22 protein-coding genes and 1 tRNA gene are annotated in these 26,250 nt (G+C 67.9%); 10 read left to right on the top strand and 13 right to left on the bottom strand.

The genetic code is table 11. The features are described from left to right. Positions 1–82 precede the first annotated feature (82 nt). On the bottom strand, positions 83–1,330 hold the full coding sequence (locus ASE50_RS15735; protein ID WP_056402671.1) for a putative DNA modification/repair radical SAM protein: 1,248 nt from the start codon (positions 1,328–1,330) through the stop codon (positions 83–85). Positions 1,331–1,543: 213 nt separating this feature from the next. On the opposite strand from ASE50_RS15735, the gene uxuA reads away from it, so the two are divergent. Genes uxuA through ASE50_RS15725 form a run of 3 tightly spaced genes read left to right on the top strand, consistent with a single transcriptional unit; the run spans position 1,544 to position 3,911 of the window. Next, entirely contained in the window at positions 1,544–2,710 is a 1,167-nt protein-coding gene (gene uxuA / locus ASE50_RS15730; protein WP_056402667.1) for a mannonate dehydratase, read from the top strand. A 41-nt stretch (positions 2,711–2,751) separates the two neighbouring features. Further along, positions 2,752–2,892 carry a hypothetical protein gene (locus ASE50_RS18875; protein ID WP_156347499.1) on the top strand — a complete coding sequence of 47 codons (141 nt, stop codon included), beginning with the start codon at positions 2,752–2,754 and terminating at the stop codon, positions 2,890–2,892. 5 nt (positions 2,893–2,897) lie between these two features. Further along, positions 2,898–3,911 (top strand): LacI family DNA-binding transcriptional regulator, encoded by a 1,014-nt coding sequence (locus tag ASE50_RS15725; protein ID WP_235512396.1) that lies wholly within the window; start codon positions 2,898–2,900, stop codon positions 3,909–3,911. Here ASE50_RS15725 and ASE50_RS15720 read toward each other — a convergent pair. From ASE50_RS15720 to crcB, 6 genes are read right to left on the bottom strand one after another with little or no spacing between them, the layout of a single operon-like run. Then, entirely contained in the window at positions 3,871–4,578 is a 708-nt protein-coding gene (locus tag ASE50_RS15720) for an ATP12 family chaperone protein (protein ID WP_056402949.1), read from the bottom strand. The genes ASE50_RS15725 and ASE50_RS15720 overlap by 41 nt on opposite strands. Continuing rightward, complete coding sequence (locus ASE50_RS15715) at positions 4,575–4,784, bottom strand: hypothetical protein (protein WP_056402662.1); 210 nt, start codon at positions 4,782–4,784, stop codon at positions 4,575–4,577. Before ASE50_RS15715 ends, ASE50_RS15720 begins: the two co-directional genes overlap by 4 nt. Continuing rightward, positions 4,781–5,440 (bottom strand): HAD-IA family hydrolase, encoded by a 660-nt coding sequence (locus tag ASE50_RS15710; protein ID WP_056402659.1) that lies wholly within the window; start codon positions 5,438–5,440, stop codon positions 4,781–4,783. The genes ASE50_RS15715 and ASE50_RS15710 overlap by 4 nt, the downstream gene beginning before the upstream one ends. Then, a complete protein-coding gene (locus ASE50_RS15705; protein WP_056402655.1) occupies positions 5,437–6,012 on the bottom strand; it encodes an FMN-binding negative transcriptional regulator in 576 nt (191 codons plus the stop codon). Before ASE50_RS15705 ends, ASE50_RS15710 begins: the two co-directional genes overlap by 4 nt. Beyond that, positions 6,012–7,106: an RluA family pseudouridine synthase gene (locus ASE50_RS15700; RefSeq protein ID WP_056402653.1), complete on the bottom strand. Its 1,095-nt coding sequence runs from the start codon at positions 7,104–7,106 to the stop codon at positions 6,012–6,014. The genes ASE50_RS15705 and ASE50_RS15700 overlap by 1 nt, the downstream gene beginning before the upstream one ends. Further along, positions 7,103–7,477 carry a fluoride efflux transporter CrcB gene (gene crcB / locus ASE50_RS15695; RefSeq protein ID WP_056402650.1) on the bottom strand — a complete coding sequence of 125 codons (375 nt, stop codon included), beginning with the start codon at positions 7,475–7,477 and terminating at the stop codon, positions 7,103–7,105. The genes ASE50_RS15700 and crcB overlap by 4 nt, the downstream gene beginning before the upstream one ends. Positions 7,478–7,804: 327 nt before the next feature. On the opposite strand from crcB, the gene ASE50_RS15690 reads away from it, so the two are divergent. The 4 genes from ASE50_RS15690 to ASE50_RS15675 all read left to right on the top strand — a co-directional run bounded on the left by ASE50_RS15690 (position 7,805) and on the right by ASE50_RS15675 (position 9,775). Next, positions 7,805–8,146, top strand: a complete 342-nt coding sequence (locus tag ASE50_RS15690; protein WP_235512395.1) for a hypothetical protein — start codon at positions 7,805–7,807, stop codon at positions 8,144–8,146. Positions 8,147–8,261: 115 nt separating this feature from the next. Further along, positions 8,262–8,990 (top strand): 4-hydroxy-tetrahydrodipicolinate reductase, encoded by a 729-nt coding sequence (gene dapB / locus ASE50_RS15685; protein WP_056402647.1) that lies wholly within the window; start codon positions 8,262–8,264, stop codon positions 8,988–8,990. Further along, positions 8,987–9,646 (top strand): endonuclease III, encoded by a 660-nt coding sequence (gene nth, locus ASE50_RS15680; protein WP_056402646.1) that lies wholly within the window; start codon positions 8,987–8,989, stop codon positions 9,644–9,646. The genes dapB and nth overlap by 4 nt, the downstream gene beginning before the upstream one ends. Before the next feature lie 52 nt (positions 9,647–9,698). Continuing rightward, positions 9,699–9,775 (top strand) — tRNA-Arg (locus tag ASE50_RS15675). A 57-nt stretch (positions 9,776–9,832) separates the two neighbouring features. Here ASE50_RS15675 and ASE50_RS15670 read toward each other — a convergent pair. The 3 genes from ASE50_RS15670 to ASE50_RS15660 all read right to left on the bottom strand — a co-directional run bounded on the left by ASE50_RS15670 (position 9,833) and on the right by ASE50_RS15660 (position 15,821). Beyond that, on the bottom strand, positions 9,833–11,890 hold the full coding sequence (locus ASE50_RS15670) for a phosphocholine-specific phospholipase C (RefSeq protein WP_056402643.1): 2,058 nt from the start codon (positions 11,888–11,890) through the stop codon (positions 9,833–9,835). A 138-nt stretch (positions 11,891–12,028) separates the two neighbouring features. After that, positions 12,029–14,407: a TonB-dependent receptor domain-containing protein gene (locus ASE50_RS15665; protein WP_056402640.1), complete on the bottom strand. Its 2,379-nt coding sequence runs from the start codon at positions 14,405–14,407 to the stop codon at positions 12,029–12,031. Positions 14,408–14,564: 157 nt separating this feature from the next. Continuing rightward, positions 14,565–15,821, bottom strand: a complete 1,257-nt coding sequence (locus tag ASE50_RS15660; protein WP_235512394.1) for a DUF5690 family protein — start codon at positions 15,819–15,821, stop codon at positions 14,565–14,567. Positions 15,822–15,916: 95 nt separating this feature from the next. Here ASE50_RS15660 and ASE50_RS15655 point away from each other — a divergent pair, with 95 nt between their 5' ends. After that, positions 15,917–16,912, top strand: a complete 996-nt coding sequence (locus ASE50_RS15655) for a ligase-associated DNA damage response exonuclease (protein ID WP_056402634.1) — start codon at positions 15,917–15,919, stop codon at positions 16,910–16,912. 7 nt (positions 16,913–16,919) lie between these two features. Here ASE50_RS15655 and ASE50_RS15650 read toward each other — a convergent pair whose 3' ends face one another. Further along, positions 16,920–19,175 carry a glycoside hydrolase family 3 N-terminal domain-containing protein gene (locus ASE50_RS15650; RefSeq protein WP_414882348.1) on the bottom strand — a complete coding sequence of 752 codons (2,256 nt, stop codon included), beginning with the start codon at positions 19,173–19,175 and terminating at the stop codon, positions 16,920–16,922. A gap of 146 nt (positions 19,176–19,321) precedes the next feature. Between ASE50_RS15650 and ASE50_RS15645 the strand changes: the two genes are divergently transcribed. Together ASE50_RS15645 and ASE50_RS15640 are read left to right on the top strand one after the other, a co-directional pair. After that, positions 19,322–21,862, top strand: coding sequence for a TonB-dependent receptor domain-containing protein (locus ASE50_RS15645; protein WP_082439066.1), 2,541 nt, complete (start codon positions 19,322–19,324; stop codon positions 21,860–21,862). 170 nt (positions 21,863–22,032) lie between these two features. Further along, the gene (locus ASE50_RS15640) at positions 22,033–24,078 is read left to right on the top strand and encodes a hypothetical protein (RefSeq protein WP_056402631.1); all 2,046 of its coding nucleotides are present in this window, start codon (positions 22,033–22,035) and stop codon (positions 24,076–24,078) included. Here the strand turns inward: ASE50_RS15640 and ASE50_RS15635 are convergent. Further along, on the bottom strand, positions 24,071–24,745 hold the full coding sequence (locus ASE50_RS15635; protein ID WP_056402628.1) for a DUF6445 family protein: 675 nt from the start codon (positions 24,743–24,745) through the stop codon (positions 24,071–24,073). The genes ASE50_RS15640 and ASE50_RS15635 overlap by 8 nt on opposite strands. Further along, positions 24,742–26,247 (bottom strand): tryptophan halogenase family protein, encoded by a 1,506-nt coding sequence (locus ASE50_RS15630; RefSeq protein WP_056402624.1) that lies wholly within the window; start codon positions 26,245–26,247, stop codon positions 24,742–24,744. The genes ASE50_RS15635 and ASE50_RS15630 overlap by 4 nt, the downstream gene beginning before the upstream one ends. Between the last annotated feature and the right edge of the window lie 3 nt (positions 26,248–26,250).

The following is a 26,250-nucleotide window of genomic DNA, read 5'->3' as shown; positions in this document are numbered from 1 at the left end:
TGGTTCGACCAGACCAACGGCGACCATCGGCGGAGGTTTCTCTTGCGAGCGGTTTTCACTGCCTGCACCGGGAGGACGAAGACTATGCGAACAATTCCAGCTGATCGGTCTTCTTCGGGGCCACCACCGGCCGCAATTCGGCGCGGTCGGCCAGCACCACCGGCCGCCAGTCATCGGCGATGATGAACGGGCGGAGCTTGGCGACCGACACCGTCAGCCGCGAGATATCGGCCAGCGACAGCCGCCGCCACCGCCGCGCGGTCAGGATCGCGCCCACCGCCTTCACCCCCAGCCCCGGCACGCGCAGCAGCATTTCGCGCGGTGCCCGATTCACATCGACCGGAAAGCGGTCGCGGAACTTCAACGCCCACGCCAGCTTGGGATCGATGTCGAGCGGCAGCATCCCCGTCGCATCGTCGGCGGCGGCACGCACTTCGTCGGGGCGATAGTCGTAGAAGCGCATCAGCCAGTCCGACTGGTACAGCCGATGTTCGCGCATCAATGGTGGACGTTGCAGCGGCAGGACGGCCGATGCCTCCGGGATCGGGCTGAACGCCGAATAATAGACGCGGCGCAGCGCGAACCGGTCGTACAGCGTCGCCGCTTTGCCGACGATGTCGCGGTCGGTCGCGGCATCCGCCCCGACGATCATCTGCGTCGATTGTCCGGCTGGCGCGAATTTCGGCGCGGACTTGTAGCGTTTGCGCGCATCGCGACCGTCGGCAATCGCATGGGCGACGTCCTTCATCGCCCCCTCGATCTGCGGGGCGGACTTTTCGGGGGCCAGCCGCTTCAATCCGCCGACCGTCGGCAGCTCGACATTGATCGACACCCGGTCGGCATGGACCCCGGCCAGACGGACCAGCTCGGGATCGGCATCGGGAATGGTCTTCAGGTGGATATAGCCGCGAAAGTCGTGATCCTCGCGCAGCGACCGTGCGACCTCGACGATCTGCTCCATCGTATAGTTGGACGATCCGATGATCCCCGACGACAGGAACAGCCCCTCGATATAATTGCGCCGGTAGAAGCTGAGCGTCAGCGCGACGACTTCCTGCGCGGTGAAGCGCGCGCGGCGGACGTTCGACGACTTGCGATTGATGCAATAATGACAGTCGAAGATACAGCTGTTGGTCAGCAGGATCTTCAGCAGCGAGATACAGCGACCATCGGGCGCATAGGCGTGACAGATGCCCATGCCCTCGGTCGACCCGATGCCCTTGCCGTCGCGCGAATTGCGCTTGGCGGTGCCCGACGATGCGCACGACGCATCATATTTGGCGGCGTCGGCCAGGATCGCCAGTTTCTGCCGGGTATCAAGTTGCGCCATCCGTTCAATATATGTTCTGGAGCGTCCGCGACCAAGGGGTAATCCGCCGGGCGCTTACGCCAATGCCGACCGCCGCGCGATCACACGAAAAAACCGCGACGATCGGACTGGGCTGACCAATCTTGCGCACTGGCAAGGTCGATCGCACTGCCCTAGGTTCGTTGGCGAAACCCGTATCCGGGTTCGCAAAGCGGGGAGGGTAGCAATTTGCTGATGACACAGACGATGCGGTGGTTCGGGCCGTCCGACCCCGTGACGCTGGCCGCCATTCGCCAGGCGGGGGCGACCGGGGTCGTCACCGCGCTGCACGACATTCCCAACGGATCCGTCTGGCCGCGCGAAGCGATCGCCGCGCGCCGGGCGATGATCGCGGATGCCGGCCTTGGCTGGAGCGTGGTGGAAAGCCTGCCGGTCCATGACGACCTGAAGACGCGCGGCCCCGGCTGGGACCGGTATATCGACGCTTATCGCCAGAGCCTGACCCATTTGGCGGCGGAAGGCATCACCGTCGTCACCTATAATTTCATGCCCTTGCTCGACTGGACGCGCACCGACCTGGCGTGGCCGCTGCCCGATGGTGCGCGGGCGCTGCGCTTCGAATGGGAAGCGGTCGCGGCATATGACATCCATATTCTGCAACGCCCCGGTGCCGCGCAGGACTATCGGCCGGCACTGGTCGATGCCGCCGCGCGGCGGTTCGCGGCGATGGACGATGCGGCGCGCCGCGCGCTGGAGGCGACGATCCTCGCCGGCCTGCCGGGGGCGGAGGAAAGCTTCACCTCGGCGCAATTCCGCGACGCCATCGCCGGCTATGCCGGAATCGATGCCGGCGTGCTGCGCGACAATCTGATCGCGTTTCTCAAGGCCGTGTGTCCGCATGCCGACCAGCTCGGCATCCGGCTGGTCGTCCATCCCGACGATCCGCCGTTCCCGATCTTCGGCCTGCCCCGCGTCGTCAGCACCGAACGCGATGTCGCGGCGCTGTTCGATGCGGTACCCAATGCCTCGAACGGTCTGTGCCTGTGTACCGGATCGTTCGGGGTGCGCGCCGACAACGACCTGCCCGGCATGGTCCGGCGCCTCGGCGAGCGCATCGGTTTCCTTCATCTGCGTTCGGTCGATCGCGAAGGCGGCGACAGCGCGTTTCACGAGGCCGAGCATCTGCGCGGTGATGCCGATATGGCTGCCGTGGTCGCGGCGGTGCATCACGTGTCGCGCCGCGAAGGGCGCAGCATCCCGATGCGCCCCGATCACGGTCACCAGATGCTCGACGATCTCGGACGCCGGACCAATCCGGGCTATTCGCTGCTCGGGCGGATGCGGGGGCTGGCGGAGTTGCGCGGGCTGGAACTGGGCATCGCCCATGCCGCCGCCGGCTGAGCGCCGCCTATTGTAACCGGCGGACGGCTATGGGATCGGTCGTGGTAATGCAGCAGCGCGGCGAAAATCTCCATCAGCGGGTCTCGACCGCCATCGCCGCGATCAAGGTCGAGGTGCTGCGCCGGGCGCGGACCGGGATCGCGACGCAGCGCGGGCTGGTCGCACGGCAGCTCCGCGTCTGACGCCGGTGACCGGTCCGCCTGCCGGCACCACCATCGCCGATGTTGCCGCGCGCGCGGGGGTGTCGATCCGCACCGTGTCGCGGGTGCTCAACCGGTCGCCGCTGGTCAATGCCGCCACCCGCGAAGCGGTCGAGGCGGTGATCGCCGGGCTGAACTTCCGCCCCAGTGCGCGCGCGCGCGGGTTGGCGACTGGGCGCTCCTATCTGCTCGGGCTGGTGCATAACGATCGCAACGCACTGGTGCTCGATCCCCTGCAACGCGGCATGGTCGGCACGGCGGCGGCGCGTGGCTATGAACTGGTCGTCCATCCGGTCGTCGTCGCAGGCGATCCGGCGGCCGACGTCCTCGATTTCGTGCGCCGCTCGCGGGTCGATGGCGTGGTCGTCGTGCCGCCGGTGTCGGGACTGGCCGGGCTGGCCGATGCGCTGGCCGGTGTCCCGGCGGTGGCGTTATCCTCGGTCGCGCTGTCGGGGTATGACGCGGTGCTGGTGTCCGACGAACGCGGCGCGGCACGCACCGTCGCCGACCATCTGGTCGCGCTCGGCCATCGCCGCATCGCGCTGTTGTCCGGCCCGGCATCGGCCCATTCGGCCTGCGAACGGCGGGCGGGGTTCGTCGACGGCCTCGCCGCGCACGGCATCGCGCTGTCGGGCGAGGTGGAGGGCGATTACGGCTTCGACGCCGGGGTGGCGGCGGCGCAGGCGTTGCTCGCCGCCCGGCCACGCCCGACCGCGATCTTCGCGGCGAACGACGTGATGGCGGCGGCGGTGCTGAAGGTCGCGGCAGGCATGGCCGTGTCGGTGCCGGGCGACCTGTCGGTGATCGGCTTCGACGGCAGCATCCTTGCGCGGATGCTGACCCCGGCGTTGACCACCGTCCATCGCCCGATCGCCGACATGGCCGGTGCGGTGACCGAACGGCTGATCGACCGGATCGAAGGCATCGCCACCGATGCCGCACTCACCGCCACGCTGTCGCTCAGGATCGGGGGGTCATGCGGTCCGGTCCGCGACGGATGAGGTCGAGGAACCGGACCGCCGCGCGATATTCGGCCGCGCGGACCGCGCGGGTTTCGGCGGCCAGCGCATCCTCGCCCCATTGCTCGGCCTGCCAATCCTCATCGACATGCGCCGCCGTCCATGCCGTATCGGCATCGATCGCCCGCTCGGCCAGCGCCAGCCCGAGCAGCAGCGAGCCGGTCAGGCCGATGATCGGCGACAGCGGTGCCAGCACCCATGGCGACAATGCCACCACCGCCTCGCGCAACCGCGCCAGCGTGCGCGGCGGCTGTTCGACCGGCATCACCCCGTCGGTGACGACGAAGGTCACGTCGAACCGTGCGCGCGCCCAGTCGAGCACCGGGTTCCAAGCCGCTGCCTGTCGTTCGGCCAGCGGCTCCTCACCGCGATAGCAGAGCAGGTCGCTGCCCCCATAGACCGCCAGTCCGCCGGCAAAGCCCGCCGGATCGGCCGCGACCCGTTCGATCGCGCCGTTGGCGAGGCCGGTCAGCGGCATTGCGCGTGGATCGACCGTCTCGCCGACATCGCTCCATTCCTGCGCGATCGCCGCCGCCAGTTCCGGATAGGGCACCACCAGCGGCAATCGCCCCGGCGTCCGCACCGGCCGTCCGTCGAGCGCGATCTCGCCTCCGGGCGAAACCGCGACGGTCTTCCAGAACCGCCTCACCGGCTGCGCCATTTCGCGGCCAGCCCGCGCGGCACCACCGCCATCGCGTACAGCGCCGACAACACGATCGCGACGCCCAGCACGCGCATGCCGGTATCGGGTGCCCGCGCCAGCACGATCACCCCGAACACCGCCCCCATCGCGGTGACGATGCGGATGACGACCAGCGTCAGCCAGCGATTGCGCGCGACAGGATCAGGAGTCATGGCAGGTCCAGCAGGGCGGGGAGGAGCGACGCATCGTCGCACAGCCGGTCGGCCCCGGCGGCGGTCAGTTCGTGCGGCGGATGATAGCCCCACTCGACGCCGATCGCCCGCACGCCGGCCGTCCGTGCCATCGCCATGTCGTACCCGGTGTCGCCGATCATCACGGTCGTTTCCGGGGCGGCGCCGACCTCGATCATTGCCGCCAGCAGCATCGCCGGATGCGGTTTGGACGGGTGGCGATCGGCGGTCTGGAGGGTCACGAAATACTGGTCGATCCGGTGATGCGCCAGCAGCAGTCGCAAGCCGCGATCCGATTTTCCGGTCGCGACGCCCAGCTGCCAGCCACCGTCCAGCAACGTCACCAGCGTTTCGGCGATGCCCGGAAACAGCGGCTCCTCCTGCAATCGCCCGTCGGTGCGCATCGCCCGAAAATGCCGCTTATACCCTTCCGCCACCGCCGCGTGCAGCTCGGACGAGCGATAGGGCACCAGCCGCGCCACCGCCTGCGGCAGGCTCAGTCCGACGATGCGGCGCACCTCGCGCGGGTCGGGCGAGGCCAGCCCCGCATCGGCAAAGGCCAGCGCCATCGCGGTACAGATGTTCGCCTGCCCATCGGCCAGCGTCCCGTCGCAATCGAAGACCGCCAGCCGGGTCATGCCGCCTGAATCCATGGTGCCAGCGGATGGTCGCCCAGCGCGGCCGCCACGCGGGCGCGGACCTCGGCGGGCTTGTTCTGGTTCAGCTTCGCCGTGCCCCGCCATGCGGTCGGCACCAGTTCGAACCCGGCGATCGCGTCGAGCATCGCTTCGGCCTTTTGCGGATCGATCTGGTCGACCGACCATTGCGCCGCGCGTTCATAGGTAGCGGCGAGCGCGTCGAGCTGTTCGCGCAACGCGGCACGATCGATGCCGTGCGCCGCGCCCTCGACCTCGACCGACAGGTAGTTCCAGGTCGGCACCTCGTCCGGCCCGGCTTCGTACCAGCGTGGCGAGATATAGGCGTGCGGCCCCTGCACGACGAACAGCACGGTCGCCCCCTCCAGATGCGCCGTCACCGCATTGGTCCGCGCGACATGAAACCGCAGCGCGCCGTCCGCGGTCGTCACCACCGGCACCTGCGCCGCGCGCGGTCCATCGGGCGTGCCGACGAACAGCACGCCGAACCCTTCGTCCCGCACGAACGTCCGTGCGGCATCGTCGGCCATCCGAAAGACCCGGTCGGGATGCATCAGTCGCGCGATCCCCGGGCGCGACGCTCACCCCGCCGTTCCTTGCGATAGGTCTTGGCATGCGCCTTCGCCTTCGCCTTCAGATCGGCCTTGGTGACAGGCGGCGGCGCATCGTCGATCATCGCATTGCCCAGGCTCATGTCGAACCCCAGCAGGTCGATGCTCTCGGCGAAATGATCGGGCAGTTCGGCGGTGACGTCGACCTTGCCGCCATCGGGATGATCGATGCGGATGCGCCGTGCGTGCAGGTGCATCTTGCGGCTGACCCCGCCGGTCAGGAACGCGGCCTGCCCGCCATACTTGCCGTCACCGACGATCGGATGGCCGATCGCGGCCATATGCACGCGCAACTGGTGGGTGCGCCCGGTAAAGGGTTGCAGTTCGACCCAGGCTGCACGGTTGCCGACCCGTTCGATCACGCGATAGCGCGACCGCGCCGGCTGGCCCTCCTCCTCGTCGACATGCATCTTCTCGCCGCCCGTGCCGGGCTGCTTGGCGAGCGGCAGGTCGACGATCCCGTCGGAGATGTCGGGGATGCCGACGATCAGCGCCCAATATACCTTCTTCGCGGTCCGCCCGGAAAAGGATTTGGCGAAGAACGCCGCCGCCCGCGCCGTCCGCGCGATCAGCAGCGCGCCCGACGTATCCTTGTCCAGCCGGTGGACCAGCTTCGGCCGGCTCTCGCCGTCGAACTGCAATGCGTCGAGCAGCCCGTCGACATGGTCGTGGGTCTTCGTCCCGCCCTGCGTCGCCAGACCCGGTGGCTTGTTCAGGACGATCGCCTGCTTGTCGCGGTGGATCACCAGCGACTGCGCCAGTTCGATCTGTTCCGCGGACAGCGGCGGGCGCTCGGCCTTCGCCTTGGGCTGGGCGACGACCGCCGATTCGGGCGGCGGCACCCGCAGCACCTGTCCGGCCGCCAGCCGCGCGCCCGGCTGCGCCCGCCCGCCATCGATGCGAAGCTGCCCGGTCCGCGCCCAGCGCGACACGATGTTGAAACTGGTATCGGGCAGATGCCGCTTGAACCAGCGGTCGAGCCGGATGCCGTCGTCATCGGCCCCGACCGTGAATTGCCGGACGTCGTTCTCGCTCATGCCGCACCCCGTGTCAGTTGCAGCCCGACGAACAGCGCGATGCCCGCGCCGATCACCGATACCAGTATATATCCCAGCGCGCTGACCATCGCGCCGCGTTCGATCATCGTCACCATGTCGAGCGAGAACGCCGAAAAGGTCGTGAAGCCGCCCAGCACGCCCACCCCGACCGCCAGCCGCACCGGCTCGCTGCCGCCGCTGCGCAGGAGCAGGCCGGTCAACAACCCCATCGCCAGCCCGCCGATCAGGTTCACGCCCAGCGTACCCCATGGATAGTCGGGGCCGAACGAAGCGGTAGCGAAGCGACCGAACAGATAGCGAAGGCCTGACCCCAGCGCGCCGCCGGCCATGACGATAAATATATTTCCCATTATTGATCCGCGCGTAGCCGATTGCGGCGCGGGAGGAAACCGGTGCTGATGATACGAAAGTATCGGCCTGCTCGCAAAACCGCAGAAAACTCGTGCCGTATTTCCGGTCGTTCCCGGAACCGTGCAAATGGTCCCACCGTCGCCCGATCGCCGGACGCTACGCTGTCGGTACGCGCCGGCTCACGCCTGATCCGTTGCGATCAGAACAACTGCCTGCCGACAGGGGGCCGGTGTCGGGCGAATGGATGATGCCATCCCCCTTGCTGCTGGCGGTTACGATCGCTACTAAATGCTGCGATGCACAACGATGCCGTATCCGAGTCGAAGATGGACACCGCGCCCGACACCGTGACGGAAGAACAGCGCGCAACGCTGAGCGATATCATCCGCTTCGCGCTGATGCAGCGCATTTGCCTGTCGGTGCGCTACAACAACATGGACATGCTGCTCGCGCCGCACATGCTGTGGACCAAGCATGGCGACCTCCATGTCGATGCGGTCACCGTCGAACGCGCCGGCAGCGCGCCGAAGGTCTTCAAGATCGGCACGTTCAAGCTCGCCGGGCTCGGCAATGTCGCGCTGACGTCGCGCACCTTCCTGCCGCAGCCCGAATTCGACCCCGCCGACCCCAAATATGTCGAGGCCCCGATCGCATCGGTCCAACGCTGAGCTGAGGGCGTCTCCGCGCACGCAATCGCTTGCACATCCCCGGTCGCCGGGCCATGGCTTTACCGAGCCGGGGACGCGATCGGGCGGCCAGCCGGACGCTAGCGGGCGGGGATCAGTGACCAGCATCGGTATCTTCGGTTGGCAGGGCCGGATGGGGCGCGCGATCGCGTTGGAGATCGAACGGCTGAGCGAAACCCTCGCCGGCGGTGTCGATCAGGGTGGCGATGCGGTCGCGCTGGCCGCGACTGCCGATGTGCTGGTCGATTTCTCCGCACCCGTCGCGCTGGAGGGCAATCTTGCCGCTGCCCGCGCCGCCGCGACACCCGTCGTGATCGGCACCACCGGCCTCGTCGAACGGCATCATGCGATGATCGACGATGCCGCGCGCGACATCGCGGTGCTGCAGACCGGCAATACCTCGCTCGGCATCGCGCTGCTGTCGCGGCTTGTCCGCGACGCCGCCAGCCGCCTCGGCCCCGACTGGGACATCGAAATCGTCGAGAGTCATCATCGGCTGAAGGTCGATGCCCCGTCGGGCACCGCGCTGATGCTCGGCGACGCCGCGGCGGAAGGGTTGGGGACGACGCTGGCCGATAGCGGCGTGATCGGCCGTGCCGGGCTGGTCGGGGCGCGGGCGGGCGGTACGATCGGTTTCGCCTCGCTGCGCGGTGGTACCATCGTCGGCGATCATCAGGTCGTCTTCGCGGGTGAGGGCGAGCGGATCGAGCTCGGCCACCGTGCCGACGACCGCGCGCTGTTCGCGCGCGGTGCGGTGCGCGCCGCGCTGTGGCTGGCGGGTGCGCCTCCCGGCCGCTACACGATGGATGCGGTGCTCGGCGTTTGAAGAAGGCGGATATCTTCGAATTCTTCCGCCGGTTGGCCGAGGATAACCCGCACCCCGAAACCGAACTCGAATCGGTCAACGACTATACGCTGCTGGTCGCGGTCGTGCTGTCGGCGCAGGCGACCGACGCCGGCGTGAACAAGGCGACGCGCGCACTGTTCGCGCAGGTCGACACGCCCGACAAGATGGTCGCGCTGGGGCTTGACGGCCTGAAACATCATATCCGCACCATCGGCCTGTTCAATACCAAGGCCAAGAACGTCATTGCTCTGAGCGAATCCCTGATCGCCGACCATGGCGGACAGGTTCCCGAAGACCGCGATGCGCTGGAAAAACTGCCCGGCGTCGGCCGGAAAACGGCGAACGTGGTGATGAACGTCGCCTTCGGGCACGAGACGTTCGCGGTCGACACCCACATCTTTCGCGTCGGCAACCGCACCGGCCTTGCGCGCGGCAAGACGCCGAACGCGGTCGAGGCGGTGCTGGAGCGGGTCGTCCCCGCACCGTTCCGCCTGCACGCGCATCACTGGCTGATCCTGCACGGTCGCTATGTCTGCAAGGCCCGCCGTCCCGAATGCTGGCGCTGCCCGGTCGCCGACCTCTGCGCCTTCCGCCCCAAAACCCCGCCGCCGGCGCAAAAGGCGACGCTCGCCTGAAAACGGCTGGCCATGCCGGCAAAGCTTTGCTAGTCGCTGCCCCCACGGCCAAGCACCCGTAGCTCAGCTGGATAGAGCGCTGCCCTCCGAAGGCAGAGGCCACTGGTTCGAATCCAGTCGGGTGCACCATTTCCCAAGGACCTGGTACGAATCGCGGCAGGCAATTGTCCTGCCGATCATGCCGCTTCAGCCCGCCCCGATCCCCGCCACGAACGGATCGCTGCTGCTCGCGCGCCCCGCGCGGTCGTGCCGCCCGGCGATGCGGCGGTGCCAGCCGGGGGCGGCGCTGCTCGACAGCGTCACGTCATACCAGCCGAGCGCGCCGTCGAACGACCAGCGATGCCGCCCGGCGGGTAGCGCCTCCTCCGACGCACCGCCGCCCGGCGTCAGCCGACGGACGCGCAGCCCCGGCGCGGTGCCGACGCGCAGTGCCAGTCCGGCATCGGACAGGCTCCATGCGACTGCCATCGCCGGATCGCCGCGGTGCCCGACGAACTGACGGTGAAAGCCGTTCGGCCCCAGCACCCACAGGTCATAGCCGCCATCGGCGGTATAGGGCCAATGCCCGTCGATCCGGTCGCTGGCACCCACGCTGTAGCGGCGCGGCGGCTGATCGAGCGCATGGCGGTCATAGACGTGGAAGACCGCGCCCACGCCGTCGGCGGCAAAGCGCAGATTGACGCCGGTCGCATCGCCGCGCTCGATCACGTCCAGTCGATAGGGCAGGGCGCGCGACCGGCGGATGCCGCTTTCCTGCCACGGCGCGCTGGCCGTCGGCGCATCGGGGGTGACCTGCCCCTTGATCGCAGCCGCCCGCCGCGCATCGCCGGCGGGATCGGGCAGCACCGGCGTTGCCGCGTCGGTCGCCGTAAAGTCGAACGCTGAGGTCAGGTCGCCGCAGATCGCGCGCCGCCACGCGGAGATATTGGGTTCGTGGATGCCGAAGCGCGCCTCCAGAAAGCGGATCACCGACGTGTGGTCGAACGTCTGCGAATTGACCCAGCCGCCCCGGCTCCATGGCGAGACGACATAGAGCGGCACGCGCGGCCCGAGGCCGTAGGGGCGACCGCGATAGGCGGGCAGGTCGATCGCGGCATCGCCGCTGCTCGGCACCTCGTGATATTCGCCGGTCAGGTCGATGCTCGATCCGCCGAACACCGTGCCGTCCGCGCCGCGCGCGGGCGGGGCGGGCGGCGGCATATGGTCGAAGAACCCGTCATTCTCGTCGAACATCACCAGCAGCACGGTGCGCGCCCACACTTTCCGATCGGCGGTCAGCGCGTCGAGCACGCGGGCGGTATAGTCCGCGCCCTGTGCCGGGCTGGAGGGGCCGGGATGTTCGGAACCGGCGGCGGTGGCGATCACGTACGACACCTGCGGCAATCGTCCTGCCAGAACATCGGCCTTCAGCAGGTCCGGCCCGCGCGTGGTCAGCGCGCGGTCCTTCAGCACCGCATCGCCGTGCCCGGCATGGGCGTCGCGGAACGCCGCGAAGCCGGCCAGCGGGTTGTCGGTGAAATTGTCGTCCATGTCCTGATAGATGCGCCAGTCGACGCCGGCCGCCTGCAACCGCTCGACCGTCGTCGTCCAGCGATAGGGATCGGCCGCGCCGCCCTGTTCGACGAAATTGTCGTGCGAATTGCCGATCGCCGGGCCGCCACGTTGGCCGGCGGGGTCGTTGGTGCCGCTCCACAGGAACAGGCGGTTGGTGTTGGTCCCGGTCTGAACCGCGCAGTGATAGGCGTCGCAGATCGTGAACGCCTCGGCCAGCGCGAACTGGAACGGGATGTCGCTGCGCCGGTAGTGCCCCATGGCGCGCGGATGCTTGGCCTCGGGCCAATGCGCCATGCGGCCCTCGTCCCATGCGCGCTGGGCATCGGGCCAGCTATGCGGCGTGCCCTCCATCCGCATCAGGTCGAACTGCCGCGCGGTGTCGAGGTGGAAGGGGCCGACGATCCGCGGGCCACCGGTGCCGGTCCGGTCGGTCTGTTGCCAGACGGTGCCGGCGGGCGTGGGAATGGGGAAGCGGTCGGCAAAGCCCCGCACGCCGCGCAACGACCCGAAATAATGGTCGAAGCCGCGATTTTCCTGGGCAAGGATCACGACGTGCTCGACGTCGGCGATGGTGCCGCTGCGCCGGTCGGGGGCGATCGCCGCCGCGCGCGCGATCGACGCGGGCAGTGCCGCCGCCCCGGCAAGGGCGGCACCGGTGGACAGGAGCGTGCGGCGCGACAGGTCGACCATGGGAAAGTCCTGTAAAGATGATCCTCCCCTCCCTGACAAGGGAGGGGCCGGGGGTGGGTAGGCCGGTTGTGGAACGCTTCCGTTCCCTCGCAGGCCGACCCACCCCCAACCCCTCCCTTTCAGGGAGGGGAGTTTAGGTCAGAAATCGAACGTCAACGCCGCCGTCACGGTCCGCGGCGTGCCGAGGAACGCCGACCCGCCATCGGCCCCGGCCAGATACCGGCGATCGGCGAGGTTGGTCGCCTGTACCGTCAGCGCCATGCCCTTCATGACCGCGTTCACTTCGCCCAGATCGACGCCGGCATAGGCATCGACGGTGGTGAAGCTGGGTGCGGTGGCCGTCCCGTCGCTGCCGATGAAGCGATCGCCGACGAACTTGGCCGCCCCACCGATCTTGAACACGCCACGCGCATAATCGGCCGCTGCGACCCACATGTTGCGCGGGGAATTGATGACCTGCCGCCCCGGCGTCACGCCGATATCGGCGTCCTGTGCTGCGTTGCCGGTGCCGATATAGGTCGCGTGGTTATAGGTATAGTTGCCCGACAGCGTCAGGCCCTGCGTCACGCGATAGGCGAGCGCCGCCTCGATCCCCCGGCTCTTGATGCCGCCGACGTTCAGATAGACGCTGTCCTGCTCCTCCAGATAATCGATACCGGTGACGAGGTTGGCCGAGATCGACTGGATGCGGTTGTCGAACTTGATGTCATAGGCGGTCAGCGATGCCTTGACGCGCGGCGTCGAATAGCGTGCGCCGATTTCGATGTTGTTGGCGGTTTCGGGCTTGATCCGGTCGATCACCTCGCGCGGTTCGCCGAGCGGCCCGTTGCCGATCGCTGCGAAATTCTGCGAATAGCCGGCGAACGCCTCCAGCCCGTCGATCGGCGCGTGATAGACGATGCCGGTCGAGATCAGCGGGCGGCTGTTCGAATTGAGTTCGGTCACGGTGCGGCTGTTGAACAATTCGGCGCGACGCTGGTCGAGGAAGAACTGCTTCACGCCGAACCGCGCGGTCAGCGGCCCGAAGGTCACCGCGTCCTCGACATAATACATGATCTCGTCGAGGCCATAGTCGGTGCTGAACTGCTGGTAATAGGGCTTGCCGTCGAACGCCGGGCCGACCAGCGCATTGGTGATCTTGTGCCAGTCACGCAGCTGGTTGGCGCGGCCGCGTTCCCACCACAGGCCGCCACGCAGCGTGTTCTGAACCCCGCCGAAATCATGCGTCCATGCCGCATCGGCGGTCAGCCCGCCGCGATCGTTCTCATAATGGGTGTGGCGATAGGACATGACCGGGGTCGATCCCGCCGCATAGCAGCTCGGCGCATAGAGTGCCGGGATCGCCGCCGTGCCGGTGCAGCCGGTCAGGAACGTCGCCTTCGCGCCGGTCGGGGTGACGAAATAATAGCGACCCAGATTGCCGCCGCCGATCACTGTCGGCAGGCTGCCGGTGAACTCGCTCTCGGGATTGCCGAGGCCGTCGTTGCGGACATCCACCAGATAGGGGGGCGCGAAATCGCCGCGCCCGCGCATCCGGTGGTAATAGGCGGTGCCCGACAGCTTCACGTCGCCCAGATCGGTCTCGCCGCGCAGATAGCCGAACAAATTGCGACGCAACGCCCGCGAGGTCGAGCGATAGCCCTGATCGATATAGGGGATGCCGGTCCAGTTGTCGGTATAGGCATCGTGGTTCGGATCATTGGCGAACATCTCCGGGCTGACCGATCCGAATTCGGCTTCGTCGGCGTCGTCATAGCTGACCCAGCCGGTCAGCTTCACCCGGTCGATGTTGCTCACGATCTTCGCATCGACATGGTCGCGGCGGGTTTCGCCCGATCCGCCGATCCAGTCCTTCACGCGGCTGGTCGAGGCGCTGACGAAGGCGCGGGTGTCGCCGGCGAACTGGCCGGTATCGACCCGACCATAGAGCTTGCGCGCACCGAAATCGCCGCCTGCCAGCGTGAAGCGATAGCGGGTGTCACGCGCCGGATCGGTCGTGACATAGTCGAGCGTCGCGCCCAGCGCCTCGTTCGACCGCGACGAGATGTCGGCAGTGCCCTGCGACACGATCACCGTCTTCAGGTTCAGCACGTCGAGATAACGGTTGGCGCGCGATCCGCCGCCATAGCCCGAGCCACCATTGGGCAGCCCGTCGATGGTCGATCCGATCTGCTGACCGCCGCCGCCGCCCGAGCTGAACCCGCGAATGCTGATCGAGGTCGCCCAGTCGGACGAACCGAAGGCGTCGCCCTCCGCCACGAACACGCCGGGCAGTTCCTTGATGACGTCGTTGACGCTGGTCAGCGCCGACTGGCGGTCGAGCATCGGCTCGGTCACCTGCGTGTTGGCGAAGGTCGTGGCGCGGCCGGTCACGACGATCTCGCCGCCGCTGCGCGCTTCGTCCTGCGTGCCGCCCGACATTTCGGTCGTCGTCGCATCGGCCGGGGCCGTCTGCGCATGGGCGTGCGTCGTCCCCGCCGCGATCGCGAGGATCGCCGCACCCGTGATGAACTTCATGATGTCTCCCTTGGCGGACGTGCCGCCGTGTCCCGGCCGGTTCCCGGCCCCCGCTGCGCCTTTGGCGGATCTTGATGACGGGTGTGTGACGGATGATGAAAATGACGTTCAGATCGGCGATACTTGTGGAGCGAGGGCCAAGATCAACGTGATATCATCACGTATCGGCCGAAAACCGCCGCGAGAACCACAGTCCCGACAGGCATGCGCCGCAAATTAACACCAGCGCGGTGGCCAGCGTCGCGCCGGTGAAGAACCCCAGCCACGGTGCGCGATCGTCGGCCAGTTCGCGCAGCAGCAACAACGCGACGCTGCCGGCATAGCCGAACGAATCGGCCAGATAGATCAGGAAGCCGGCATTGCCCGGCGACTGGCCCAGCGCCATCATCCGGTCGAACAGCACCGCACTGAACGGCGCATAGGCGCTGTAGATGCCGATCCCGATCCACACCGTCCATGCGACCGGCCCGATCCAGCCCAGCCGGAACAGCAGGGTCGCGCCGCCCAGCGCCACCGCGCCGAACAGGATCGCGCCATGGATCGCCAGCAGCGCGCGCAGATTGCTGCGGATCTTGGCCAGCAACGCCATGCCGATCAGCACGACGACCGTCACCGGCACTTCGGTGATCGAAAAGATCGCGGCCGGCGCACCGTTGCCAAGGTCGCCCCAGATCTCGGCGGCGAAATTGTCGCGGAAATCGCGCAGGCCCGTCAGCAGCGTGTAGCCGAGGATCAGCAGCGTCAGCGGCAGGGCGTGGGCGCGGACATAGGCAAGGCGCGCCGCACCATCCATCGCCACCCGCGTGCCCCGCGCCGCGCGGTCGGCGGTGTCGGGCGGCGGGGTGCGGGCCAGCACGACCAGCGCGACGATCAGGATGGGCGCGAACAGCAGCCCGGTCACCGCCGGCATCCAGAAGGGCGACAGTCCGTGCTGCACCAGCAGCGCCCCCGCCGTCTTGGTCGCGCCCGACGACAGGATGAAGCTGGCGGTCAGCATCGCCGCCAGCATCTCCGACACCCGCCGCCCCTCCAGATAGCTGAACACCAGCCCCCAGATCATGCCGAGCGGCAGCCCGTTCAGGAACAGGCAGACCGGCCCGAACCGTGGCGGCAGGATCGCGAAGCCCAGCAACGCCACCCATGCTGCCGCGACCAGCGCGAGGATCAGCCTGGCCCGCGCGCCGGTCGCATGTTCGGCGACGACCTTCACCCCCACCATCTTGGACAGGGCATAGCCGATCGCCTGCGCGAGGATCAGCGTCGCCTTGTAATCGAGCGCCGGCCACAGCGCCGCCTGATCGGCGAAACCGACCGCCATCACCGGTTTGCGAAAGGCGTACATCGCAAAATAGACGCAGAACGCCGCCAGTCCCGCCGCGAACAGGCTGAAACGGGGTGGGGCAGGCGTCGGCAAGGTCGGGCAATCGTTGCGAATATCGTCGGTCTATCGCACGGATATGTCGGTTCGATGACCTTGGCAGGCCCGGCCATCCGCCCCATGTGTCGGTCATGGCTCTCGCGCGCTGGATCACGCCGCACCCGACCGGCATCCATATTCCGGCGATCGATATGTGGATCGACCCTTCCGAACCGGTCGCGCGCGCGCTGGTGACGCACGGTCATGCCGACCATGCGCGCGGCGGGCATCAGACGGTGTGGGCGACGCCCGAAACGCTGGCGATCATGGACGCGCGCTACGGACCGCAGAACGGCATCGGCGTCGCCTATGGCGAAAGCCTGACGGTCGGCGATGTCGGCATTTCGTTCGTTCCCGCCGGCCATGTGCTGGGATCGGCGCAGATCGTGCTCGACCACCGGGGCGAGCGGGTCGTGGTGTCGGGCGATTACAAGCGGCGCGCCGACCCGACCTGCGCAGCGTTCCAGCCGGTGCCCTGCGACGTGTTCGTGACCGAGGCGACGTTCGGCCTGCCGGTCTTTCGCCATCCCGAAACCCGTGACGAGATCGACAAGCTGCTGGCCGCGCTGCGTACCGAACCCGAACGCTGCGTCCTGGTCGGGGCCTATGCGCTGGGCAAGGCGCAGCGGGTGATCGCCGAGGCGCGGGCGATGGGGTTCGACGATCCGATCTACCTGCACGGTGCGCTGCAGCGGCTGTGCGACCTCTATGTCGAACTGGGCGTCGATCTGGGCGAACTGCGCCCGGCGACCGGCGCGACCAAGGCCGAGTTGCAGGGCCGGATCATCATCGCGCCGCCCTCCGCCTTGAACGATCGCTGGTCGCGCCGGCTGCCCGATCCGATCACGGCGATGGCCAGCGGCTGGATGCGCGTCCGCCAGCGCGCGCGCCAGCGCGGCGTCGAACTGCCGCTGATCCTGTCCGACCATGCCGATTGGGACGAACTGACCCGGACCCTGACCGAGATCGCGCCGAAGGAAGTCTGGGTCACGCACGGCCGCGAGGACGCGCTGGTCCATTGGTGCATGACCCGCCAGATCAAGGCACGCGCGCTCGATCTGGTCGGCTTCGACGACGAGGACGACTGACCGCGCGTCAGCGCACCGCGAACGTTCCCGTCACCTCGACGCCGTCGCCTGCATGAACCCACAGGTCGAACGCCCCCGGCTCGATCCGCCACGCGCCGTCGCCGGCGACCAGCGCCAGATCGTCGCCCGCGATCCTCAGATCGACCCGCGCCTCGGCTCCCGCCGCCAGCGTCACCCGTGCGAACGCCTTCATCTGCCGCACCGGTCGCGTCCGGCTCGCGACCCGGTCATGGACATCGACGCGGACCAGCGTCGTGCCCGCGCGTTCGCCGATATTGCGGACCAGCACCGACACCGGCACCGCCGCCCCGGCCGGGACCACCGCCGGCACCCGCAGGTCCGACACGGCGAACCGCGTATAGCCCATGCCCGACCCGAACGGGTACAGCGCCCGGTCCGGCGCATCGCGCCAGCGACTGCGCCCCGCCAGCATCGGGTCGGTGTCGGGCGCGGGCCGCCCGGTACTGCGCCGGTCGTACGACCAGGGCTGCTGCCCGCTCGCGATCGGAAAGCTGACTGGCAGTCGTCCGGTCGGTTCGACCACCCCGAACACGATGTCGGCGATCGCCGCCCCGGTCTGCTCCCCCAGAAACCACGTCGCGAGCAAGGCCGGCGCATCGCGCACCGCCCCGCTCAGTGCCAGCGCCCGGCCATGCCGCAACAGCACGACCACCGGCGTGCCCGTCGCCGCCACCGCCTCGGCCAGCGCCTGTTGCGCCGGCGGCACGGTGATCTCGGTCCGGCTGTTGCCCTCGCCCGACAGGTCGGCCCCCTCGCCGATCGCCAGCAGCACCACATCGGCCGCCCGCGCCGCCGCCACCGCACGTTCGATCCCGCCGACCAGCGGCTCGCCGATCCCCGACCCCGCCTCGACCGTCAGCACCGCCGGATCGCGCAGCATCGCCCGCAATCCGCTGGCGATATCGATCCCGTCCATCGCATCGCCCGCGAACGACCATGGCCCGTTGAGATTCGTCCGGTCCGCCCCGAACGGCCCGATCAGCGCGATGCGTTTTCCCGTCCGCGGCAGCGGCAACAACCCGCCGTCGTTGCGCAACAGCACGATCGACCGCGTCGCGACCTCGCGCGCGACCCGTTTGATCGCGGCGCTGCCGGTCTCGCGCCGCTCGGCTTTCGCATCGATCGACCGGAACGGATCGTCGAACAGCCCCAGCCGCTCCTTCAGCGTCAGCACCCGCCGCACCGCCCGATCGACCGCCGCCATCGGCACCCGGCCGGTTTCGACCAGCGCCGGCAGATGCCGGACATACAGCCCGCTCTGCATCGACATATCGATCCCGGCCAGCATCGCCAGCCGCGCCGCATCGGCCTCGTCGGCGGCGATCCCGTGCGCGATCAGCTCGCGATCGGCATCGTAATCCGACACGCACACCCCATCGAAGCGCAATTCCCCGCGCAGCAGATCGGTCAGCAGCGCGCGGTTGGCGCTGACCGGTATCCCGCCGAAATCGGTGAACGACGCCATCGTCGCGCCCGCGCCGGCGGTAAAGGCGGCGGCGAAGGGCGGCACGAACGTCTCGCGCAGCTCCGCCTCGCTCATGTCGACCGCGGCATATTCCATGCCGCCGCGCACCGCGCCATAGCCGACGAAATGTTTGGGCGTCGCCAGCAACGCATCGGGCCGCGTCAGGTCCGGTCCCTGAAACCCCTCGACCCGCGCCGTTGCCAGCACCCGGTTGAGCAGCACGTCCTCGCCCGCACCCTCCGCCACCCGGCCCCATCGCTGGTCGCGCGCGACGTCGACCATCGGCGCAAAGGTCCAGTGGATGCCGCCCGCCGTCGTCTCGCGCGCCACCGCCCGTGCGGCGCGCCGCGACAGGTCGGGGTCGAACGCCGCCGCCTCGCCCAGCGGGATCGGAAAGATCGTCCGGCACCCGTGCAGCACGTCGGCGGCGAAGGCGAGGGGGATGCGCAGCCGGCTCGACAATGCCGCTTCCTGCGCCCGCCGTGCCCCGGCCACGCCATAGCCGTTGAACACCATCCCGACGCGCCCGGCCCGGATATCGGCCAGCATCGCGCCCAGCCCGCGTGGATCGACCACCGGATTGAAGACTGCGCCGACCGGCCGGATCTCGTCGTTGAAACAGCTGAGCTGCCCGGCCTTTTCCGCCAGCGTCATGCGCGCCAGCAGCGCCTCGACCGGTGCCGACGCTGCCGGCGCCGCAGCGGCCCGTCCCGGCAGGACCGCCGCTGCCGTCGCGAGCAACGAAACCTCCAAAAGGGTACGACGGCGCAAGCGTATTTGTTCTACAAAATGTTGCCTGATCGCCACAGTCCGGCTCGCAAATACTTGGGTCCGTTAACCAACATTGCAGCCCTATCGGCCGGGGTCTAGTTGTAACCGGTTCCGGCAGCCCCGGAGCCAAAGAATATACCGTGGAGAGGATCATGCTGACATTCCATCGCTTCGGCGCGCGTGCGGCGTTGCTGGCTGGCGCGACGCTGCTGCCGGTCGCTGCCTTTGCACAGACGCCGCCCGCCGATCCGGCGGCCATGCAGGGCACCGATGCCGCGACGGCCGACGACGAACAGGACGTCATCGTCGTCACCGGCACGACCACCCGCGACCGTCCGCTCATCACCGCATCGGCCGACATCACGCTCGCCGACCGCGCCGATATCGACCGGCGCGCGCCGCGGTCGACCGCCGACATGCTCGAACTGGTCCCCGGCATCTTTGTCGAGGCGACGGCGGGTCAGGTGTCGAACAACTACTCGGTCCGCGGCCTTCAGGGCGGTGGCCAGCGGTTCGTGCAGTTGCAGGAGGACGGCATGCCGATCCTCTACGGCGGCGGCGGTGCCGACTTCTTCTTCGATCAGGATCTGACCATCGATCGCCTCGAAGCGGTCAAGGGCGGTTCGTCGGGCGTGCTGACCGTCAACGGCGCGGGTGCGACGATCAACTTCATCTCGCGCCGGCCGAACTTCAACGAAGCCGAAGGGGCGGCGCGCGTCACCGCCTATAATTACGGCATGAAGCGCGGCGACTTCTATTATTCGCAGCCGCTCAGCGACAAACTCGCCTTCAACATCGGTGGCTATGTCCAGTCGAGCCCCGGCGTGCGCGACAATCCGTTCGACTATGCCGGCTGGCGGATCAAGAGCATGCTCGAATATCGCTTCGACGGCGGCGGCTATGTCCGCCTGTCGGCAAAGGGCGGCGATGTCGAGAACGCCTATTACGCGACGATGCCCTACCGGCTCGACGATGGCGAGGTGAAGGGGATACCCGGCCTCGATACCCAATTCGGCAATGTCGGCGGCGACGCGTTCGCCAACATCGCCGTGCCGGTATCGACGCTGGCGCACCCCAGCGGCTTCCGCGAATTCCGCTACCGCGACGGGATCAAGGCAAAGACCGCGCAGGTCCGCTTCGACGTCGAAAAGCCGCTGACCGACACGATCGATCTGTTCGCGCACGCCCGGTACCTGAAATATTCCTACGACTTCAACGGTCTGTTCCCCGGTTCGGGCACCGGTAACGGCGGCCTGACCAGCGCGCAGAACTATCTGACGCCCGGTGGCAATTCGCCGATCGACGGCCTGCTGACGCTGGGTGCCGCCGCCTTTCCCAACACGGTGCGCTTCGGCATCAAGAATCTGCGCACCGGCGTGGTGCTTGGCTCGAACCAGACGGCGGACCTGAACGCGCTGAACGGCAACGGCTTCCTGCAACGCACCGTGCTCAACCACGATTATATCGACGGGCGCGATTTCGGCGCGAATGTCGGCGGCCGTTGGGAATTCGAGAACGATAATTTCAAGAACTCGCTGACCGCCGGCGTCATGTATTACAACGTCAAGCGGTCGCAGGATCAGTCGGCCACCGCCAGCGTCGTCAACGGCGTGCAGACCAACAGCGACATCTACGACATCGTCGCGCTCGACGCCGGCAACCGTGTCATCGGCACGCTGTCGGACAACGGCCTCGTTTCCTATGGCGACTGGGGTGCCGGCATCCGCGAGCGTCTGGACTCGACCGTCTCGCTCTACGCCAACGACGAAGTCGCGATCGGCGACTTGCGTATCGACGGCGGCGTCCGCTGGGAAAGCGACGACGCAACCGCGCGCGACGGTGGCGAACTGGCCGGCAGCCAGCCGGTGCCGGCGGGGGTCGGCGGCGTGGTCCGCACCGTCGGGTCGGCGTATAACGGCGTGCTCGCAGTGCGCGAACGCACGCAGCGCAAGGCGTCGTGGACGGTCGGTGCCAACTATCTGCTCACGCCGAACTTCTCGGTCTATGCGCGCTACGCCAACGGTTTCCAGACGAACAACGTCGATCCGATCACCACGATCGAGCTGTACGAAGCGGGCGTCCGGTATCAGATGGGTCGGTTCTTCTCCGGTTCGGCCACCGTCTTCCGCACCAATTTCGACAATCAGAACTATAATTTCGCCAACCCCACCAACCCCTCGCAACAGCAGAATCTGAATGCCGACCTGAAGACGAAGGGCGTTGAGATCGATTTCGTCGTGCGTCCGACAACATGGTTCTCGGTCGATTTCCAGGGCGTGTTTCAGGACCCGCAGCTGCTCAACCTGCAACTCGACGGCGTCGATCAGGGCGCGTCGTTCGAGGGCAATCGTCCCGAACGCACGCCGGCGCAGCTGTTCACGATCCTGCCGACGCTCACGCTGCCCAATGGCGCGGGCGAGGTATATGCCCGCTACAAGTTCGTCGGCAAGATCTTCGCCGACAACGGCAACGGCATCGCGCTGCCCAGCTATGGCGTCACCGGTTTCGGCGTGAACCTGAACCTGACCAAGCGGGTGCAGCTGAACCTGAACGCCGACAATGTGTTCGACGTGGTCGGCTTGACCGAGGGCAATCCGCGACAAGGGCAGACACAGGCGATCACCGACGGCTATTTCTACGCCCGCGGTATCGTCGGCCCGACCTATGGCGGATCGCTGACCTTCCGGTTCTGAAGGGGGGAACCGGTCATCCTTCCGTACCCCCGCGCAGGCGGGGGGCCAGGGTCACGGGCACCGGACGTCGTTCTGCTTGGCTCTGGACCCCCGCCTGCGCGGGGGTACGGTGAGGTACGAAATAACGCGGGCCTTCCTGAAGCCCCGCTCTTCGCGGAAGAGAGTAAGCGATGAAGACCGTGATGCGGTGGATGCTGGCGGGCGCGATGCTGGCGGGAACGGGACTGGCGACGGCACAGCGCCCCGCGAGAACCCCCGAACTCGCCTTCCAGCTGACCGAGGGACAGAATCTCAACGCCTTCGTCCGCGAAGGGCCGGTCGCGGCGCATCTGCTCCTGCGCAACGGCACCGATCCGCGCATCCTCGTCGCGTTTCCGGCGGGCAATAGCGGCGTCGGCCTGTGGTTCGAACCGGTCGGGCGCGCGGTGACGTGGCGGCTCGAACAGGCACCACGCCCGACCACCGCGCCGGGTATCGCCGGGCCGCAACCGGCGGTGCTGACGCTTGCCAGCATCGACGCGCCCGAACTGCGCATCAGGCAGGCGGTATTGTCGTCGATCCGCTTCCTGCGCGACTATCAGTCGGTCGGTCGGTTCCCGGCCGAAGTCGCGGTCGATCCGGTCGTCACCGGCAACACCATCCGCTGGAGCCGCCCGCGCCTCGACGGCAAACCCGGCTATCTGTTGCAGATAAGGTTGCTGTCCGGCGCGATCCGCAACGGCGCGCTGGTCGCCGAACCCGGCCGTCCGCTGCGCATGGAGATTTTGGCGTCGAGCGGGGAGAAGCCGTTGACCGGCCTTGCCCGCGACGAATTGCTGAACGCACGCGCCGCCGATGATCCCGCTGCCCGTAACGCGCTCCGATTCCTAAGCTATCGTGAGAAATTCCTCGCGGGGTCGTGGCGGTTCCAGACCTATTTCGGCCGCGATACGCTGATGTCGGTGCGCCTGCTGATGCCGGTCTTGCAGCCGCAGGCGATCGAGGCGGGGCTGGGGTCGGTCCTTGCGCGGCTCGATGCGCGCGGCGATGTCGCGCATGAAGAGGGCATCGGCGAATTCGCCGTGGTCGATCGGCGTAAACTTCGGGAGCGCGGCGATGCGGCCGTGCTCGATTATGCGATGGTCGACGACGACTATATGCTCGCCCCCGTCGCCGCCGCCTATCTCCTCGACCACGCAAGCCCTTCTGCGGCAAAGATATTTCTCGCCCGCCCGCTGGCGAGCGAAGGCATCCCCGGCACCACCGCCCCCGCGGGAATGGCGCTAGTGCGTAACCTTCGTCACCTTATCACCACCGCCCAACCCTTCGCCGAAAATCCCGCTTTTTCCAGTCTGATAGCGATCCCGAAGGGCCGTCTGACCGGCCAATGGCGCGATAGCGAGGAGGGACTGGGTCGCGGTCGCTACGCCTATGACGTCAACGCGGTGTTCGTCCCCGCCGCGCTGGAATCCGCCGCCCGGTTGCTACGCGCCGGCCTGCTCGATCGCTATCTGACGCCCGCGGATCGCACCGCGCTGACCCGCGCCGGTGCGATGGCCGGCGTCTGGCGGACCCGCGCCCCGGCGCTGTTCCGCGTGTCGCTCCCCGCCGCGCAAGCCAAGCCTCGTATCGATGCCTATGCCCGGACGCTCGGCATCCCCGCTGCACCGGCGCTGGCGTCGATCGGGGCCGACCCGATGGTGTTCCACGCGATCGCGCTCGACGACAATGGCCGGCCAATCCCGATCGTGAACTCGGACGAAGGCTTTGCGCTGATGTTCGCCGAACCTTCGCCCGCCGATCTCGAAACCTATGTCACCGCCGCGATGCGGCCGTTCCCGGCCGGGTTGATGACCGATATCGGCATGCTGGTCGCCAACGCCGCGCAGACCGATGCGACGGTGCAGGCCCGCTTCACCCCTGCCGCCTATCACGGCGCGGTCGTGTGGTCGTGGCAGCAGGCGCTGTTCGCGGCCGGTCTCGAGCGACAACTCGCCCGCCGCGACCTGCCCGCCGCGATCCGCGCGGTACTGACCCGCGCACAGGCGACGCTGTGGCGCGCGATCAGCGCCACCCGCGCTACGCAAAGCTCCGAACTATGGTCATGGGCTTATCGCGGTGGCCGATATCAGGTCGTGGCATTCGGTGCGGGCAAGCAGGACGTCGACGAATCCAACGCCGCCCAGCTGTGGAGCACCGTCTTTTTGGCGGTAAAGCCGCCGCGGGGGCTCAAGTAAGCAACAGGAACGCGGTGACCGTCAACCGCCCACGCGCCGGATCGTCGCTGAGCGTCGCGCCGGCCGGGATCGCGCCGCTATGCAGCAGGGCGCTGCGATAGATCACCGCACGATTGAACCGGGCATCGACCGCCGACACCTGCTCGAACCGCCCCGTCGACCCGTCGATATAGGCGGGCGCGGGCGGTTCCTCGCGCACCTCGGCCTGTACCGCCGCCAGATAGGCGGGTGCCCGCGCGGCATCGACCGTCTCATACCCCGTCGCGCGGTGGCGATAGAAGGCGGTGCCGCCGCTGTTCTCCGCACCCAGATAATGGACCAGCGCGATCCGCGCCGGATCGATGGCGTCGAAATGCGGTAGCTGCTGTTCTACGGTCAGTCGTTCGGGCGGCTTCGTCACCATCGAGAAACTGGCGTCGAGTAGCGAAACCCCGCCGCGATGACCGAAGACATGCGTCAGCACGCCCGTCAACGCTGGCCGGATCGCGTGAAAATACGTGTCCGGCAGGTCCGCGCGTACCCCCGGATATTGCCGTCGGGCCGGCTCGAAATGTGCCGCGCTGGCGAAGTCGCGCAGGCCGTCCGGATCGGGATAGAAATGATCGACGATCGCGATCGGCTGTCGCTCCCCCCCGATCCGTCGTGCGACGATGTCGGGTGCGGTCATGTCGCGCCCATCGCCTGCGCGAGCGCGACGTCGTGCAGGGGAAGGGTCGGTGCGGCGCGCGCGATGACGTCGGCGATCTGACGCACCTGCGCCCGGTTGCCATCGGCATCGATCGCGTCCGCCAGCGGGTTATACCCTTGCGCCACGATGCCCTGACCGTTCAGCACCGCCAGCCAGCTCGCGTCCCGGAACAGTTCGTCGCCGTCGAGGATCAGCCGGCCCGATCGGCGATATTGCGTCTCGCGCGCGACCAGCGTGGCGGGCAATTCCATCGTCCGGCAATGTTGCCATAGCGGTTCGCTGCGCCCACTGGTCGCATGATAATGGAGGATCAGGAAGTCCTTGATCCCGTCCATGTCGCGCGTGAACACGTCGTTGAACCGGTCGGCCAGTGCCGGATCGCAGTCGCGGTTAGGGAACAGCGTCAGCAGCTTGGTGATGCCGCTCTGGATCAGGTGGATACTGGTCGATTCAAGCGGTTCCAAAAACCCCGACGACAACCCGATCGCGACGACATTGTCGCGCCACGGCCGCCGCCGCGTGCCCGCCGTGAAGCGCAACAGTCGCGGTTCGGCAAGCGCTTCGCCATCCAGATTGGCCATCAGCGTCGCGGTCGCTTCGTCCTCCGACACATAGCGGCTCGCAAAGACATAGCCGTTGCCGGTGCGATGTCGCAGCGGGATGCGCCATTGCCACCCGGCGGCCCGCGCGGTCGATCGGGTATAGGGCGTCGTTGCGGGGAGCCGGGCGCAGGGTACCGCCACGGCCCGGTCACAGGGAAGCCAGTGCGACCAGTCCTCGAACGGCTCACCCATCGCTTCGTCGATCAGCAGCGCGCGGAAGCCCGAGCAATCGATGAACAGATCGCCGTCGATCCGCTCGCCGCGTTCGGTGGTCAGCGCGGTGACGAAGCCGGTCTCGCCGTCGCGATCGACCGCCTGCAGCTTGCCTTCGACCCGCCGGACGCCGCCCGCCTCGCTCATTTGCCGCAGATAGGCGGCATAGAGTCCGGCATCGAAATGATAGGCATAGCCGAGCGTCGAGAGGATCGACCGCGCGTCGCCGACCGGTTTGGCGAAGCGCCCCTGCCTTGCCAGCTGCGCCGCCAGCGACAGCGCCGGCAACGGCACGTCCATCCCGTCCGCCCGCGCCTTCAGCCAGCGATGGTGAAAGGCGACGCCCGGCAACGCCGCGCCGAATTGGCCGAAGGGATGGAAATACCGGTGGCCCGGTGCCGTCCAGTCAACGAATTCGATGCCCAGCTTGAACGTCGCCTTGGTGGCGCGCAGGAATTCCCGTTCATCGAGACCGATTAGTTCGTTGAACCAGTGGATGGTCGGGATCGTCGCCTCACCGACGCCGACCGTCCCGATCGCTTCGGATTCGAGCAGCGTGACGTCCACCGCGCGGCCGAAACTGCGCGACAGCGCCGCTGCCGTCATCCATCCGGCGGTGCCCCCGCCGAGGATGACGACCCGCCGGATTCGATCCCGTGCTTCCATGGC

The sequence above is a fragment of the Sphingomonas sp. Leaf5 genome (assembly GCF_001421155.1).
In the GTDB taxonomy this organism is placed as follows: Bacteria; Pseudomonadota; Alphaproteobacteria; order Sphingomonadales; family Sphingomonadaceae; genus Sphingomonas.
This window is presented reverse-complemented; position numbering and strand designations above follow the sequence as displayed.

Bases quoted from the DNA above. Each gene is read 5' to 3' on its own strand.
- ASE50_RS15710 (WP_056402659.1), bottom strand. From the start codon at position 5,440: ATGACCCGGCTGGCGGTCTTCGATTGCGACGGGACGCTGGCCGATGGG.
- ASE50_RS15670 (WP_056402643.1), bottom strand. From the start codon at position 11,890: ATGGTCGACCTGTCGCGCCGCACGCTCCTGTCCACCGGTGCCGCCCTT.
- uxuA (WP_056402667.1), top strand. From the start codon at position 1,544: ATGACACAGACGATGCGGTGGTTCGGGCCGTCCGACCCCGTGACGCTG.
- ASE50_RS15700 (WP_056402653.1), bottom strand. From the start codon at position 7,106: ATGAGCGAGAACGACGTCCGGCAATTCACGGTCGGGGCCGATGACGAC.
- ASE50_RS15715 (WP_056402662.1), bottom strand. From the start codon at position 4,784: ATGACTCCTGATCCTGTCGCGCGCAATCGCTGGCTGACGCTGGTCGTC.
- crcB (WP_056402650.1), bottom strand. From the start codon at position 7,477: ATGGGAAATATATTTATCGTCATGGCCGGCGGCGCGCTGGGGTCAGGC.
- ASE50_RS15665 (WP_056402640.1), bottom strand. From the start codon at position 14,407: ATGAAGTTCATCACGGGTGCGGCGATCCTCGCGATCGCGGCGGGGACG.
- ASE50_RS15705 (WP_056402655.1), bottom strand. From the start codon at position 6,012: ATGCATCCCGACCGGGTCTTTCGGATGGCCGACGATGCCGCACGGACG.
- ASE50_RS15735 (WP_056402671.1), bottom strand. From the start codon at position 1,330: ATGGCGCAACTTGATACCCGGCAGAAACTGGCGATCCTGGCCGACGCC.
- ASE50_RS15640 (WP_056402631.1), top strand. From the start codon at position 22,033: ATGAAGACCGTGATGCGGTGGATGCTGGCGGGCGCGATGCTGGCGGGA.
- ASE50_RS15655 (WP_056402634.1), top strand. From the start codon at position 15,917: ATGGCTCTCGCGCGCTGGATCACGCCGCACCCGACCGGCATCCATATT.
- ASE50_RS15635 (WP_056402628.1), bottom strand. From the start codon at position 24,745: ATGACCGCACCCGACATCGTCGCACGACGGATCGGGGGGGAGCGACAG.
- ASE50_RS15690 (WP_235512395.1), top strand. From the start codon at position 7,805: ATGGACACCGCGCCCGACACCGTGACGGAAGAACAGCGCGCAACGCTG.
- ASE50_RS15630 (WP_056402624.1), bottom strand. From the start codon at position 26,247: ATGGAAGCACGGGATCGAATCCGGCGGGTCGTCATCCTCGGCGGGGGC.
- ASE50_RS15645 (WP_082439066.1), top strand. From the start codon at position 19,322: ATGCTGACATTCCATCGCTTCGGCGCGCGTGCGGCGTTGCTGGCTGGC.